The 13350-nt window shown below is 68.5% G+C and carries 11 protein-coding genes; 2 read left to right on the forward strand and 9 right to left on the reverse strand.

Annotation, left to right across the window (positions count from 1 at the left end; genetic code table 11):
* Window positions 1–1422 carry an FAD-binding oxidoreductase gene (locus DSM104443_RS17845; RefSeq protein ID WP_171094670.1) on the forward strand — a complete coding sequence of 474 codons (1422 nt, stop codon included), beginning with the start codon at window positions 1–3 and terminating at the stop codon, window positions 1420–1422.
* A 3-nt stretch (window positions 1423–1425) separates the two neighbouring features.
* On the opposite strand, the gene DSM104443_RS17850 is transcribed toward DSM104443_RS17845, so the two are convergent.
* The 3 genes from DSM104443_RS17850 to DSM104443_RS17860 form a co-directional block, all read right to left on the reverse strand.
* Complete coding sequence (locus DSM104443_RS17850) at window positions 1426–1962, reverse strand: DUF2889 domain-containing protein (protein WP_171094673.1); 537 nt, start codon at window positions 1960–1962, stop codon at window positions 1426–1428.
* Window positions 1963–4578: a serine/threonine-protein kinase gene (locus DSM104443_RS17855; protein ID WP_171094675.1), complete on the reverse strand. Its 2616-nt coding sequence runs from the start codon at window positions 4576–4578 to the stop codon at window positions 1963–1965.
* A gap of 81 nt (window positions 4579–4659) precedes the next feature.
* On the reverse strand, window positions 4660–5619 hold the full coding sequence (locus tag DSM104443_RS17860; RefSeq protein WP_171094678.1) for an ornithine cyclodeaminase family protein: 960 nt from the start codon (window positions 5617–5619) through the stop codon (window positions 4660–4662).
* Between the two features lie 46 nt (window positions 5620–5665).
* On the opposite strand from DSM104443_RS17860, the gene DSM104443_RS17865 reads away from it, so the two are divergent.
* Window positions 5666–7060 carry a caspase family protein gene (locus tag DSM104443_RS17865; protein WP_171094680.1) on the forward strand — a complete coding sequence of 465 codons (1395 nt, stop codon included), beginning with the start codon at window positions 5666–5668 and terminating at the stop codon, window positions 7058–7060.
* Window positions 7061–7063: 3 nt separating this feature from the next.
* On the opposite strand, the gene DSM104443_RS17870 is transcribed toward DSM104443_RS17865, so the two are convergent.
* From DSM104443_RS17870 to DSM104443_RS17895, 6 genes are all read right to left on the reverse strand, one after another.
* Window positions 7064–7576, reverse strand: coding sequence for a DUF1269 domain-containing protein (locus tag DSM104443_RS17870; protein ID WP_171094682.1), 513 nt, complete (start codon window positions 7574–7576; stop codon window positions 7064–7066).
* A 55-nt stretch (window positions 7577–7631) separates the two neighbouring features.
* On the reverse strand, window positions 7632–8132 hold the full coding sequence (locus DSM104443_RS17875) for a DUF1499 domain-containing protein (RefSeq protein ID WP_171094684.1): 501 nt from the start codon (window positions 8130–8132) through the stop codon (window positions 7632–7634).
* Complete coding sequence (locus tag DSM104443_RS17880; protein ID WP_171094685.1) at window positions 8129–9106, reverse strand: quinone oxidoreductase family protein; 978 nt, start codon at window positions 9104–9106, stop codon at window positions 8129–8131. Before DSM104443_RS17880 ends, DSM104443_RS17875 begins: the two co-directional genes overlap by 4 nt.
* 88 nt (window positions 9107–9194) lie before the next feature.
* The gene (locus DSM104443_RS17885) at window positions 9195–10127 is read right to left on the reverse strand and encodes a methionyl-tRNA formyltransferase (RefSeq protein ID WP_171094687.1); all 933 of its coding nucleotides are present in this window, start codon (window positions 10125–10127) and stop codon (window positions 9195–9197) included.
* Between the two features lie 75 nt (window positions 10128–10202).
* Window positions 10203–12200 carry a hypothetical protein gene (locus DSM104443_RS17890; RefSeq protein ID WP_171094689.1) on the reverse strand — a complete coding sequence of 666 codons (1998 nt, stop codon included), beginning with the start codon at window positions 12198–12200 and terminating at the stop codon, window positions 10203–10205.
* A complete protein-coding gene (locus DSM104443_RS17895; RefSeq protein ID WP_171094691.1) occupies window positions 12197–13273 on the reverse strand; it encodes a hypothetical protein in 1077 nt (358 codons plus the stop codon). The genes DSM104443_RS17890 and DSM104443_RS17895 overlap by 4 nt, the downstream gene beginning before the upstream one ends.
* Window positions 13274–13350: the final 77 nt, after the last annotated feature.

Genomic DNA, 13350 nt, shown 5'->3' on the forward strand with positions numbered 1-13350 from the left:
ATGACCATCCAACTCAAGCAGCTCGACGGCGGCACGCTGGACCTCCCCGCGGAGGCCCTGGCGGCTTTCAGGACTTCCTTCAAGGGCGCGGTGCTCGGCCCGGCCGATCCCGATTACGAAGCGACGCGGGCCTTGTGGAACGCAATGATCGACCGGCGGCCCGGGCTGATCCTGCGCTGCACGGGCGTGGCCGACGTGGTGCAAGCGGTCAAGCTCGTGCGGCAGCACCGCCTCCTCTCCTCGGTGAGGGGCGGCGGTCACAACATCGCGGGCCTGGCGGCCTGCGAGGGCGGCGTGATGATCGACCTGTCGCTGCTGCGCGGCGTGTGGGTCGATGCCGCGGCCCGCACGGCGCGCGCGCAAGCCGGGTGCAGGCTGGGCGACGTGGATCGCGAGACGCAGCTGCACGGGCTCGCCGCAGTGCTCGGGTTCGTCTCGGACACCGGCATCGCCGGCCTCACCGTGGGCGGCGGCTTCGGCTATCTCACGCGCAAGCATGGCTGGACGTGCGACACCGTGCTGTCCATGGACGTGGTCACGGCGGCGGGCGAGCTGGTGCGCGCTTCAGCGAGCGAGAACGCGGACCTCTTCTGGGCGCTGCGCGGTGGGGGCGGAAATTTCGGCATCGTCACGTCGTTCGAATACCAGCTGCACCCGGTCGGCCCGGAGATCCTCGGTGGCGCGATCGCCTGGCGCGCGGAAGAAGCGGGCGAAGTGTTGCGTGCCTACGCCAAGTTCAGCGCCGCGGCCCCGCGTGAGCTCACGACGGTGGCCGTGCTTCGGATCGCTCCGCCCGCGCCCTGGCTGCCGAAAGAGGTGCACGGCAAGACCATCGTCGCCCTCTTCGTGTGCTACGCCGGGCGCGTCGAGGACGGCGAAGCGTTCCTGGCGCCGTTGCGCAAGCTCGGCAAGCCCGTCGCGGACATCGTGACGCGCCGGCCGTACGTGCAGATGCAAAGCCTGCTCGACGCAACGCAACCCAAGGGGCGGCGCTACTACTGGAAGTCGCACTACCTGCCTCGTATCGACCCGCGCGCCATCGAGATCGCCCTCGAGCATGCGGGACGCATCCGCTCGCCTCACTCCGCGATCCTGATGTTCCAGGTCGGTGGCGCCCTGGGTGACCTGCCGGCGGGACACTCGCCTGCGGGCAACCGGGACGCGGCCTACGTGCTGAACATCGCCGGATCGTGGGAGAAGCCCGAGGACGATGCGGCGAACATCGCCTGGGCGCGCGACTGCTTCGAAGCGGCGCGCGAATGCTCGACGGGTGGGACGTACGTGAACTTCCTCACCGAGGAAGAAGGACCCGACCGCATCGAGGCGGCCTACGGAGCGCGCAACCTCGCGCGGCTGGCGGCGCTCAAGGCGCAGATCGATCCGGACGACCTTTTCCGCCACACCAAGCGCGTCTCGGGCTGACTCTTACCCGCCCTTGTGCCAGCGGGGGTAGTAGCGTTCGACCGAGGCTCCATCGGTGGCGAGCGCGTGGCACTTGTCCAGCTGGAAGGGCTTGCGCTCGGGGTCCTGGGGCACCTGCCCGGCGAGCGTCTGGAACGCCGCCGTGGCGAGCGTGCCCGCGAGCTCCGTGAGGTGCGTGCAGCCGCGCACGCCGCCCAGCAGCTCCTTCACGCGCTGGTTGTAGCCGGGACGGATCGCGAGGCCGATGAGCTTGGTGTAATCGGGTGTGATCCGGTCGCACTCATCCGGATACGGCATCGCGTCGGTGGAGGCCGCCGCGTCGACGATCTGCAGCTTCGCATCGACCGTGATGCGCAGCCACATCGAGTGGATCGGCGCACCTGCCGTGCGAACGCCCGTGGAGAGGTTGAAGTCGACGTCCTTGCGATCGAGGAGGTGGCCCTCGATGTCGTAGAGGCCGTCCTCCCGCTTCCAGCCCCGGATCTCGATCGTGCGGCGATGAAGCGGTGATCTCGCCGCCGTCGGTTCCGGGAGGGGCATCTACAGGTTGTTCGCCTTGCGGGCCTCGCGGATCGCCTGCGCGAATTCCGCGCCCGTCTGGTAGCGCTTCTCGAAGTCCTTCGCGAGCGCCTTGTCCACGATCACCACGATCCAGTCCGGCAGGCCCGAGTTGATCTCCTTGATGTTCACGTGCGGCGCGTTGGCGATGGCGAACATGAGCTGCGTCATCGACTCGCCCGTGAACGGCAGCTTGCCGCACAGCATCTGGTAGAGCGTGACGCCGAGCGAGAAGAGGTCGGAGCGGCCGTCGATCTTGCGGCCCGCGAGCTGCTCGGGCGACATGTACGACGGCGTGCCCAGCACCATGCCGGTCTTGGTCTTCGAGGAATCCGTGACGCGCGCGATGCCGAAGTCCGTGACCTTCGGGACGTCGCCCACCGGCTCGTACATGATGTTGGCGGGCTTGATGTCGCGGTGGACCACGCCCAGCGAGTGCGCGTACCCGAGCGCATCGGCGACGCGCTCGACGATCGAGAGCACCACCGGCACCGGGAGCAGGTTGGGCAGCTTCGTGTTGTCCACGAGGTCCTTGCCCTTCAGGAACTCCATCGCGATGAACGCGAGGTCGTGCTCCTCGCCCGCGTCGTAGATGGTGACGATGTTCGGGTGCGTGAGGCGCCCGGCGGTCTCCGCCTCGCGGAAGAAGCGCTCCTTGGCCTCGACCAGCTCCTCGCCCTCGAACTCGTTCGACAGCATCATGGTCTTGATGGCCACGACGCGGCTGATCTTCGGGTCCTTGCCCAGGTAGACGACACCCATCGCGCCCTTGCCGAGCTCCTTCTCCACCTCGTAGCGGCCGAGCTGCGGCTTGGCGGTGGCCACCGTGGCGCCCGCGCCGCCGGTGCCGCCGGCCAGCATCATCGTGGAGGCAGCCCCGCCGCGCGACCCGCCGCCGAGGATGATGGTCTCGCCCAGCTGCTTGTTGCGCGCCATGCGGTCGGCGACGTCCTTGAACTTCGGGTCGTTCTTGTAGATGAACGCGAACACGCTCTCCGCCTTGTTGAACTGGCGGCGGCGCTCGAAGTCGAGGGCGAGCGAGTACATGTTCTCGCCGAGCTGCTCGTCGAAGGGACACTTGCGGAACTTGTCGAAGGCCATGTCCAGTTGGCCCTGCTGCTGGAACGCCATGCCCAGCATGCGGTTGGATTCCGCGCCTTCCGTGTCGGCCTTCTCCTTGCCCTTCTCGGTGACGAGGAAGCGCTTGGTGGTGAGCAGGCCGTGGCCGATCACGAGCAGCACGATCGGCAGCATCAGCTGGATCCACAGGCCCGCGCCCGTCATCAGGCCGAGGTGCGCGCCGAAGAGCGCGATCAGCAGCGCGCCCGTGATGGCGAAGCCCATGCCGGCCTTGAGGCGCGGCAGCAGCAGGATGATGTAGAGCGCCACCAGCAGGTAGGCCAGCAGCGTGGCCCACACGCCCCACGTCGGCGCCACGAAGAAATGCTCCTGCAGGATCGAGGACACCGAGTGCGCGAGCGTGAGCACCGGGTTCATGTTCGCCGAGATCGGCGTGGTCTGCGCGGCGCCGATGCCGGCCGCCGTGGCGCCGATCAGCACGATCTTGTCCGCGTACTTCGAGGCCGGGATCTTGCCGGTGTAGACGTCGAAGAACGAATCGACGGGGAAGGCCGAGCGGTTGTCGCGGTCCTTGTAGAAGTACGTGTACATCTGGCCGGCGTCGTCGGTGCGGATCGTCTTGCCGCCCACGGTGACGTTCTGGCCGATGGCCACCTTCACGTCCTTGGACGTGAGGTTGAGGTTCTTCGCGGCGATCAACAGCGCCAGCGACGGGTACTGCTGGCCGTAGTAGTCGATCACCAGCGGCTCGTAGCGGATGGCGCCGTCGGCATCGAGCGTGGAGTTGAGGAAGCCGACGCCCGCGACGTACGCGCCGATCTGCTCGATGGGCACGAGGGCATCCATGCCGTAGGTGAAGCTGCCGCCGGCGTTGGTGAAGCCGCCGATGGTGTTCTTCGTGATGTATTCGGGCAGCGCCGCGTCGGGCTTGCCCTGGGGCGGGACGTAGTCGACCGCCTGGAAGGCCATCGGCACCAGCACGTTGCCGGCCTTGCGCACGGACAGCGCGAGGCGGATGTCGCCGTTCAGGTTGATGGAGGCTTCCTTGAGGATCGCGCCGATCTGGCCGATCGCGCCGCCGGGGCCGCCCGTGGCGGCAGGGGTGGCAGCGGCGAAGGCGCCGACGCCGGGGACGATTTCCTGGTTCGCATCCCCGGGATACGCCTTGTCGTAGATGGCGAGCATCTTCTGGACGTAGACCAGGCCCGCATCCTGCTGCGGCTCGAAGAAGAAAACGGTGTTGCCGATGACTTTCGCCTTCGCGGCGGCGAGCTGCTCGATCAGCTTGGCCTGGACTTCGCGCGGCCACGGCCAGCGGCCGATGTTCTGGATCGAGACGTCGTCGATGGCGATCACGGCGACCTTGTCGCTCGGCTGCTTGGACGTCATTTTCACGCCGAGGTCGTAGGCCCAGCGCTCGAGACTCGGGATGACTCCCGACATCTTCGCGAAGCCGAAGAGCACGATGGCGATGACGAGGCCGAAGAACCAGTCGGCCTTCCAGAACGCGGTTTTCATGGACTCTCCCTTGAGCCTTCTAAGCTTTACCCAGTAAATCTTACCCTTCCCGGGGTGCCGCCGTCTGTATCCCGGGCCGTTTTAGGACCCGATATCGACCTCGGTGCCGATCCCCCGGGTGCGCGCCGCCTTGATGAGCTCGGCCGCCAGGATCAGGTCCTGGATGGCCATGCCCTGCGATTCGAAAAGCGTGATGGCTTCGGCCGTCTTCCGGCCCGGCCGCGTGCCGGCGATGACCTCGCCCAGTTCCGTGAGCCCGCCGGGCTGAAGGCGCCCTTTCTCGAGCGCCGGCAGCAGGTCGCCGGCCTCCTTGAGGGCGGTCGGGCGCGAATCCACGACGACCACGGACGCCTTCCGCACCGTGGTTTCGTCGATCTCCTGGCGCAGCAGCGAATTGGAGCCCGCCGCATTGACGTGCGTGCCGGGCGCGAGCCAGTCGCCGGAGAACACGGGGGTTGCCGCGGTCGTGATGGTCACGACGATGTCGCTTTCGCGGACCGCTTCTTCCGCCGTGGCCGCGGCCACGACGGGCAGCGAGAGCCGTTCGGTCATGCGCGCACAGAAGGACTTGAGCTTCTCCGCATTGCGCGAGAACACCTTCACGCGCTCGAGCTTGCGGACGGCCGCCAGCGCGTCGATCTGGCCCTGGGCCTGCCAGCCCGAGCCGAAGACGCCGACGACCTTCGCATCCGGCCGCGCGAGGTACTTGGCCGCGACGCCGCCCGCGGCGCCCGTGCGCGTCATGCCCAGCAGGTTCGCCTCGACGATGCCCGAGAGGCTGCCGCGCTCCGCATCGAACGCGTAGACGAGGAAGCGCACGCCCTCTTTGCTCGACGTGTACGCCTTGTAGCCGAGCACGTTGGCCGAGGGCACCGCGCCCTGCAGGATGTGCAGCGCCGATTTCGGCTGTCGCGTGCGTTCGCGCGGAACATCGGTCGCGTTGCCCGTGGAGTATTCGCGATGCACGCGCTCGACCAGCTCGAGGGCCATCGGCATGGTGAGGAGCTTCTCGACGTCGGACTCGCGCAGCAGGAGGGCCATGGGACGGGGGGAAAGCGGGGAAGGCGCGATTCTATACAATCCGCGCATGAAATCCGTGTCCATCGCCGCAATTCTCCTGGTGACTTGCGCCGCGGCGTTCGCACAGGCGCCGGCCGCGCCTCCCGCCGCCAAGCCCGACCGCCTCGCCCTGGTGATCGGAAACGCCGCGTACAAGGACGCGCCCCTCATCAATCCGCTCAACGACGCCGCCGACATGGAGAAGGCGCTGAAGGCGAGCGGCTTCACGGTGATCCGCCGCGACAACGCGACGCTGCGCGAGATGCACCTGGCGATCCGCGAGTTCGGCGACCGTCTCGGCCGCCAATCCACGGGGCTGTTCTACTTCTCGGGGCACGGGCTGCAGGTGCGCGGGCGCAATTACCTGCTTCCGGTCGATGCCGACGTGCAGCGCGAGGACGAGGTCGCGTTCGCGGCCCTGGACCTCGGAGCCGTGATGGAGAAGCTCGATTCGGCGAAGAACCCGGTGAACATCGTGGTGCTCGACGCGTGCCGCAACAATCCCTTCGGCACGCGCCTCGCGCCCACCGCGAAGGGCCTGGCGCAGGTCGATGCGCCGCCCGGCTCCTTCATCGCCTTCGCCACCGCGCCCGGATCCACCGCGAGCGACGGCGCTGGCCGCAACGGCCTCTACACGACGCACCTCGTGAAGCAGATGGACCGCACGGGCGCCGGCATCGAGGACGTGTTCAAGGCCGTGCGCGCGAGCGTGCGCACCGAATCGAAGAGCGTGCAGGTGCCGTGGGAGAGCACGTCGCTGGAGACCGCGTTCTATTTCCGCCCCGCGCCGATCGTCGCTGCCGCCCCCGCGCCGGTGAAGACCGCCGCCGCCGTGAAGGGGCCGCGGGCCGATCCGTCGAAGCGCACGCTGCCCACCGCCGTCGGCGCCCCGCCCAACTTCGCCGTCGGCGATGCGTGGACCTACCGCATCGTGAACAAGATCGACAACACCGAGCGCACGTTCACCACGCGCGTCACCGCCATCGCGGGCGACCGCGTCGAGTACTCGAACGGCAACGTGAGCGACATCGTGGGCAACCCGACGCGCGTCCAGCGCGGCGAGCGCGTGGAGAACCACACGCCCTCGGCCCAGGCCTACGTGTTCCCGCTCGTGCCGGGCAGCACCTTCCAGATCAAGAGCTCGCAGGAGACCGCGGGGCGGCACTACGACCTCGTCACCGACCTGCGCATCGGCGAGGAGGAAGACGTCGAGACGCCCGCCGGGAAGTTCCGCGCGATCCGCATCGACCGCGTCGCGAACTGGAAGCAGCGCAACAACAAGAACGACGGCGTGAACACGTGGACCTACTGGTACAGCTCCACGGTCAAGCGCTTCGTCGCCGGCGAGCAGTCGAACGTCACCGCCGCCGGCAAGGTCCTGATGCGCGAGCGCCAGGAGCTCGTCAGCTACGCCGTGAAGTGATCCCTAGGGGAACGCGGGCACGGTGGGCTCGCTGCCGCGGTCCATCGCCTCGGGGTGCGTGCGCGAGATGATCCTGCGCACCTCGTCGTAGCGCGTGGACGGGACGTCGAGCATGAGGAGGACCTTGCCCTCCTCCATGTCGTGCTCGAAGTGCCGCAGCCGCGAGTTCGGGACCTGCAGCCCCACCATCGTCGCCACCCATGCGCCGAGCCCGCCGCCGACGACCGCGGTGATGAGCACCGTGACCAACTGCAGCGTGGCGCCGCCGGGCGGGAAGTACACGAGGATCATTCCGAGCACGATGCCCAGCGCCCCGCCCACGACGAGGCCGACCGCGGCGCCGTGCACCGCGTCGGTCTTGTGCAGGTAGGACGCTTCGTGCAATTCGCCGAGATCGGTGCCGCGGCGCGCGAGGAAATGCATGTGGCGATCCTCGATGCGGGCGAGCAGCAGGTCGTCGGCGAGTCGCCGGGCGCTGTTCGTGTCCGGAAGCGTGACGTACATCCTGAGTCTCATGGGAGCCTCCATCGATGCAGCCGGATTCCCACGGTATGCCTCCCGGGAGGAGGAATCAACTCGCCTTGTCGACGGCGGCCCGGAGGCTTTCCACGCGCTTGCGGTTGACGTCGAAGTCGCGGATCCCGAGGCGAGCGGCGCTGCGCACGTGGATGCGCTTTCCGTCCGCGTCCATCTGGAACTCCGCGTCGTCCACGAAGCCCATCGTCGGAGTCTTGAACTCGACCTGCAGGTAGCCCGGATCGCGCCGGGCGATGGTAGCCCCGGCCGTGGCTTCGACGGCGGCGTGCAGCGCGGACCAGGCCTTGGCCCGGTCGCCGCGGATTTCATAGGGCGCGACGAAATGCTTGTCGGCGGCCGCGACGGTGGACGACACCCAGTTGGGCTTCCACGATTCGGCGGCCCGGAAGCGCCCGTCGCTTCCGAAACCGAGGTCGGTGGGGCGCTTGCCGGTGAACAGTCCCATGGTGGCTCCGAAGTAGGCGCCCGCCGCGGCGAGCAGCGCGACCGCGGCGAGGACGATCGCCGCGATCCGCAACGCTCGCTTCGCGGTCACGGCACCAGGATGGTCGAGCCCGTGGTCTTGCGCCCCTCGAGGTCGCGGTGGGCTTGCGCCGCGTCCTTGAGCGCGTACTGCTGGCGCGGGCCGACCTTGATGTCGCCGGCGATCACGTGGTCGAAGAGCTCCTTCGCCGAGGCGACGAGATCTTCGCGCTTCGACGTGTAGCTGACCAGCGTCGGGCGATGCACGTAGAGCGAGCCCTTCGCGGCGAGGATGCCCATGTTCACGCCGTCGACGGGACCGGACGCATTGCCGAACGTCACCATCAGGCCCTTGGGTTGCAGGCAGTCGAGCGACTTCACCCACGTGTCCTTGCCGATGGAGTCGTACACGATCGGGACCTTCTTGCCGCCGGTGATCTCCATCACGCGCGCGTGGAAATCCTCGGTCACGTAGTTGATCGTGTGCGTGCAGCCGTGCTCCTTCGCGAGCTTGGCTTTTTCCTCGGAGCCGACGGTGCCGATCACGTTCACGCCCAGTGCCTTGGCCCATTGGCAGGCGATGAGGCCGATGCCGCCGGCGGCGGCGTGCAGCAGGATGGTGTCGCCCTTCTTCGGCTGCACCAGCAGGCGGCGCAGCAGGTACTGCACCGTGAGGCCCTGCAGCATCATGCTCGCGGCCTGCTCCATCGTGATCGCGTCGGGCACCTTCACCAGGCGCTCGGCCGGGTGGATCTTCTTCTCGGAATACGAGCCCAGCGGGCCGTTCGCATAGGCGACGCGGTCGCCGGCCTTGAATTCGGTGACGCCCGTGCCGACCGCCTCCACGACGCCGGCGCCCTCGAGGCCGATGCCGGAGGGCATGGGCACGGGGTACAGGCCCGAGCGGTGGTACGTGTCGATGTAGTTGAGGCCGACGGCCTTGTGGGCCAGGCGCACTTCGCCCGGGCCGGGGTCGCCGATGGCCACTTCGTCCCATTGCAGGACTTCGGGGCCGCCGGTCTTGTGGATGCGGATCGCGTGGGGCATGTCGTCTCCTCGTTGAGAGGGCAAGCATACCTAACAAAGACAACGCCCCGCACGGGGCGGGGCGTCGCAAGTGTTGTTCCCGGAAGGCTCAGGTGCCGAGGATCGTGCCCACGGCGACATTCGCGCCCTTCGCCCATTCCGCGGGGGAGATCTTCTTCGTCTCCTCGCCTTTCACCTTGGCAACCTCGATCTGGCCGCCCTGCGCGGTGATGCGCATGCCGGTGTCGGTGATCTCCGTGATCTCGCCGATCTTGCCCTTCACAGCGCCGAACGTGCGCACCAGGTGCTTCTTCGAGCCGAACAGCTGCAGCTTCTTGCCGCCGATCGTGGTCCAGGCTCCCGGCGCGGGATCCGAACCGCGGATGGTGTTGTGGATGAAGTCGACGTGGTTGTTCCAGCTCACCTTCGACTCGTTGGCGCGGAACCAGCCCTCGTAGGTGGCCTGCGCTTCGTCCTGCACCACTTCCTTGTGCTTGCCGGCGACGACGAGGTCCGCGGCTTCGAGCATCGCGGCCACGCCCATCGGGAACAGGCGGTCGAAGTACACCGTGCCCAGCGTGTCGTTCTCGGAGATCGGCGTCTCCTTCTGCAGGATCACCGCGCCCTCGTCGAGGCCGTCGGTGGGCCGGAAGATCGTGAGGCCGGTCTTCGTCTCGCCCTTGCTGATGGGCCAGTTGATCGACGACGGGCCGCGGTACTTCGGCAGCAGCGACGGGTGGTACTGGATCGTGCCGTGCTTCGGGATGTTCACGAATTCCTGCGGCGCGAACTGCAGCACGAACGCCATGATGCCGATGTCGGCATCCGCATCCTTCATCGCCTGCACGGCCTCCGGACCCTTGAGGTTGGGGAACTGGTAGACCTTGAGGCCCTTCTCCTGCGCGGCGGTGCGCATGGGGTCGGCCTTGGCGCCTTCCTTCTCGGGGGCGCAGAACACGGCGGCCACGGTGTCGCCGCGGGCGAGGAGTGCTTCGAGGACGGACTTGCCGAAATCCTGCTGGCCGATGAGGGCGATTTTCATGTCGTGTGTTCCGGGGTCGGTGAAACGGAGGTTGTCATGGTAGGAAGCGCCTGACCTTTTGGGCCTTGACGCGGGTCAACGGCGCGGCGGTAGTTTCAGCGGCGCGTTCTGGATCTTCGTCGCCACTTCGATCTCGCGCTGGCGGAACTGGTTGAAGAGGTCCTCGGGTCCCGCCGGGAAGCGCTGGGCGGCAAAGGCGTGCACGCGGTGCAGCGCGACCAGCCCGCCGCGGAAATCCTCCGAGACGTAGGCATACACGGAGTGCATCGTGGAGACCGAGTTCGCGAGCTCGATCTCGGAGCCGAAGGGCTCGAAGCCGAGGCCCTTGGCGGCGCGCTCCTGCCAGGTGCCGAAGAGGTTGTACGCGCAGAGGCCGAGCGCTTCGCGCTCGAGGTTGGCGTACAGGCGCTGCAAGCAGAGGCGATAGAGCGCCTTCAGCGCCACGTCCGAGCCTGGCGCCGCGGCGGCCGCTTTTTCCTGCCAGGCGCGAAGCCAGCCGAGCTTGCGGGCCTGGTAGTCGGCATCGTCCGAGAGGGAGGGCAGCGCGGCGCCGATCTTCTCGAAGACCGGGTCGTCGGGGGCGAGGACCCGCGGCGAGGTGGCCAGCAGGAAATCGATCGACGGCCTGGCCTCGGCGCGCAGCTTCGGGTCCGTGGTGCCGCCAATGCGCGCGACGCGGAGCGCGTGCGCCCGGAGCGCCTCGGGGCTCTCGCCCTGGCCGCGCGCCTCGAGCGATTTCAGGATCGCCTGGACGTGCTGCTGCGACCGTGCGCCGCCGGCATCGCGGTGGGCTTCCATCGCACGCAGCATCAATGGCGTGGCTGCGGCCGGCGTGGCCTCGAGTTCCGCCGCCGCTTGTTGCAACGCCGCGTCGCAACGCGTTCCGGCGGCGCGTTCCATGTCGGCCGCGGTGGCGCCGCCGCCCTTCTGCATGGCGTCCCACGAGGATTTCGCCCGTTGCTCGCAGCTTGCGACCGCGCTTGTCGCGCGCGCGATGCGCGAGGCAGCGTCCGGAGGCGAGTCGGCGTCGCGGCCGAGGCGATCGAGCAACGACGCGGCCGCCGTGAGCGCGGAGAGGCTGCCCGCCGTGAAGCACTCGGCGCGCGCGCTCACGCTCGCGATGCGGTCGCGGTAAGTGAAGGTCATGTCGCAGCGCCGGTTGCCACGGTCCCCTTCGGTGAGCAGCCGCACGCGCGCGAATCCGAAGAGCCCGGGAAAATGGCGCGCCAGTGGAGCTTCCGGGGCGTAGCAGGTGACGGCCGGATGCTTCTTCGCGGTTTCCGGGCCGCAGTTGAGCCCGAGCAGCTTCCATCCGGATTGCGAGGTGTCGACCCAGAGCGAGTCCACGAGCGCTGGATCGACGGCTTTGGGGATCTTGCGCAAGCGCTCGAGCAACTCGTTGTCCACGGTCGAGTCGTCGCGGTGGAGCGTGAGCGATGCATAGGGAGCATCCGCGCCGGGCAACGCGAGCCGGAGCACGGCAGGGCCGTCGCGGGTCTCGCCGACGATGGGCTCGCGCTCGCCGGGCGGAAGCTCGATGTCGGCGGCGGGAATGCGCAAGGCCAGCTTCGAGGCGCCCCCTCGCGAGTCCCACGCGAGGTCGTAGTGCGTGGTGACCTTGACCTTGCGGATGTCGCGATCGTCGCGCGTCGTCGCCGTCTTCGCCGACGGCAGGACGTGCGGCTGGTAGCGCCACGCCATGACCCCCAGCAGCACGACCCCGACGACGCCGGCGGCAATGGCGATCCCGCGGCGTGTGAATGTCCTCTTGCCCTCGCCCTTGGCGAAGCGCCGCACGCCGTCGGCCGCGAAGGCGAAGCCCAGCATGCCGCAGAACAGGCCGAAGCCCGCGTAGAACAGGAAGACCACCAGCCCCGCGGCCGAGCCATCGGAATAGAAGAAGCGGCGCTCGAACGTCGCGACCTGCACCAGCGGCACCGCGAGCAGCGCGAGGCCCATGAGGAGCGAGAGCAGCGGATGCAGCCTTGCGATCGCCGTGAGCACGACGATGACGATGAGGACGCCGCCGAGGAGGCCCACTTCGTTCACGGCGCCGAGCAGGATCTCGATCATCGCGCGTGCGTCTCGAGGCGCGCCATCAGGCGCATCGCGGATGCGAGGGCGGCGAAGCTCGCGCGCTCGGTGCACGGCGCCGCAGTGGTCACCGTGGCGGGCCGCCCGCGATAGAGGAACGTCATGCTGCAGGCGTTTCGCGCCGGGCCCACCACGAGGCGAAGGCGGCTCGGGCCCGCGATCGAGGGGAGCCAGCGCGCGAAGAATCCCCGCGCTTCGTAGCAGCCGGGCGCGGCATCGCCCACGACCTCGGTGCGCTTCTCGAAGGCGGGCGAGGCGCAGTCGAATCCCGCGAACTGCCACGACCGCTTGTCCTCGTCGGCCCAAAGGGCGCCCTGCCATTCGGCGGGCCGGAGGATGCGCCCGTAGAGGTTCGCCTGCATCGGGTCGTCGAACTCGCTGTCGTCGCGATACAGGCGCAGCCGCGCGAAATCGACGGGCGTTTCGGGGACGAGGAGATCGACGTGCCGCGGGCCGTCGATCGTCTCGGGGATCCGCTTCGCCTCGAACGCGAACTGGGCCGCCGGGATGCTCATCCTCAGCGCGGGCGCGGCACCGCGCTCCTTCCAGGCGAGCGCATAGGCATCGCGAAGCTCCACGCTGCGGGCCGCGCCGCGCTCGGTCATGGGGGGAAACTTGCGGATGGGTGCGTCGACGACGTCGCCCGCGCCGCCGTATCCGCCGCCGCCGGCGCCGGGGCGCTTGACGAAGTAGCTGCCCACGCCCGCGGCCACGAAGAGCAGCGTGAACACCGTGGCGAGGAGGTGCATCGCGCCCCGGTTCGCGGCATCCACGATGCCCCGGCCCGCCAGGACGAGCCCCAGGATCCCGGCGCCGAGCACCACGCTCCCCAGCACGACGAACAGGATCGTTCCCGCGGGCGAGCCTTCGGTCCGGAAGTTCACGCCGCCCAGCGACAACGCGATGCCCGCGGCCAGCCCGAGCAGGCCGCCGCCGATCCCGGCCATGACGAACGGGGCTTTGCGCAGCAGGCGCCACACGAAGACGATGACGACGACGATCGCGACCGCGATCCCCGTCGCGATCAGCTCTCCCAGCAGTTCGCTCAGCATGGGACGAAGTCTAGCGTGCGGATGAAAAAGAACGGGGCCCCGAAGGGCCCCGTTCCACGGAAAAACGCGAGGACGCT

The organism is Usitatibacter rugosus, assembly GCF_013003965.1.
In the GTDB taxonomy this organism is placed as follows: Bacteria; Pseudomonadota; Gammaproteobacteria; order Burkholderiales; family Usitatibacteraceae; genus Usitatibacter; species Usitatibacter rugosus.

Excerpts from the sequence above, each read along its gene's own strand:
- DSM104443_RS17850 (WP_171094673.1), bottom strand. The coding sequence starts at position 1,962 with ATGCCCCTCCCGGAACCGACGGCGGCGAGATCACCGCTTCATCGCCGC.
- DSM104443_RS17860 (WP_171094678.1), bottom strand. The coding sequence starts at position 5,619 with ATGGCCCTCCTGCTGCGCGAGTCCGACGTCGAGAAGCTCCTCACCATG.
- DSM104443_RS17885 (WP_171094687.1), bottom strand. The coding sequence starts at position 10,127 with ATGAAAATCGCCCTCATCGGCCAGCAGGATTTCGGCAAGTCCGTCCTC.
- DSM104443_RS17865 (WP_171094680.1), top strand. The coding sequence starts at position 5,666 with ATGAAATCCGTGTCCATCGCCGCAATTCTCCTGGTGACTTGCGCCGCG.
- DSM104443_RS17880 (WP_171094685.1), bottom strand. The coding sequence starts at position 9,106 with ATGCCCCACGCGATCCGCATCCACAAGACCGGCGGCCCCGAAGTCCTG.
- DSM104443_RS17890 (WP_171094689.1), bottom strand. The coding sequence starts at position 12,200 with ATGATCGAGATCCTGCTCGGCGCCGTGAACGAAGTGGGCCTCCTCGGC.
- DSM104443_RS17870 (WP_171094682.1), bottom strand. The coding sequence starts at position 7,576 with ATGAGACTCAGGATGTACGTCACGCTTCCGGACACGAACAGCGCCCGG.
- DSM104443_RS17845 (WP_171094670.1), top strand. The coding sequence starts at position 1 with ATGACCATCCAACTCAAGCAGCTCGACGGCGGCACGCTGGACCTCCCC.
- DSM104443_RS17855 (WP_171094675.1), bottom strand. The coding sequence starts at position 4,578 with ATGAAAACCGCGTTCTGGAAGGCCGACTGGTTCTTCGGCCTCGTCATC.
- DSM104443_RS17895 (WP_171094691.1), bottom strand. The coding sequence starts at position 13,273 with ATGCTGAGCGAACTGCTGGGAGAGCTGATCGCGACGGGGATCGCGGTC.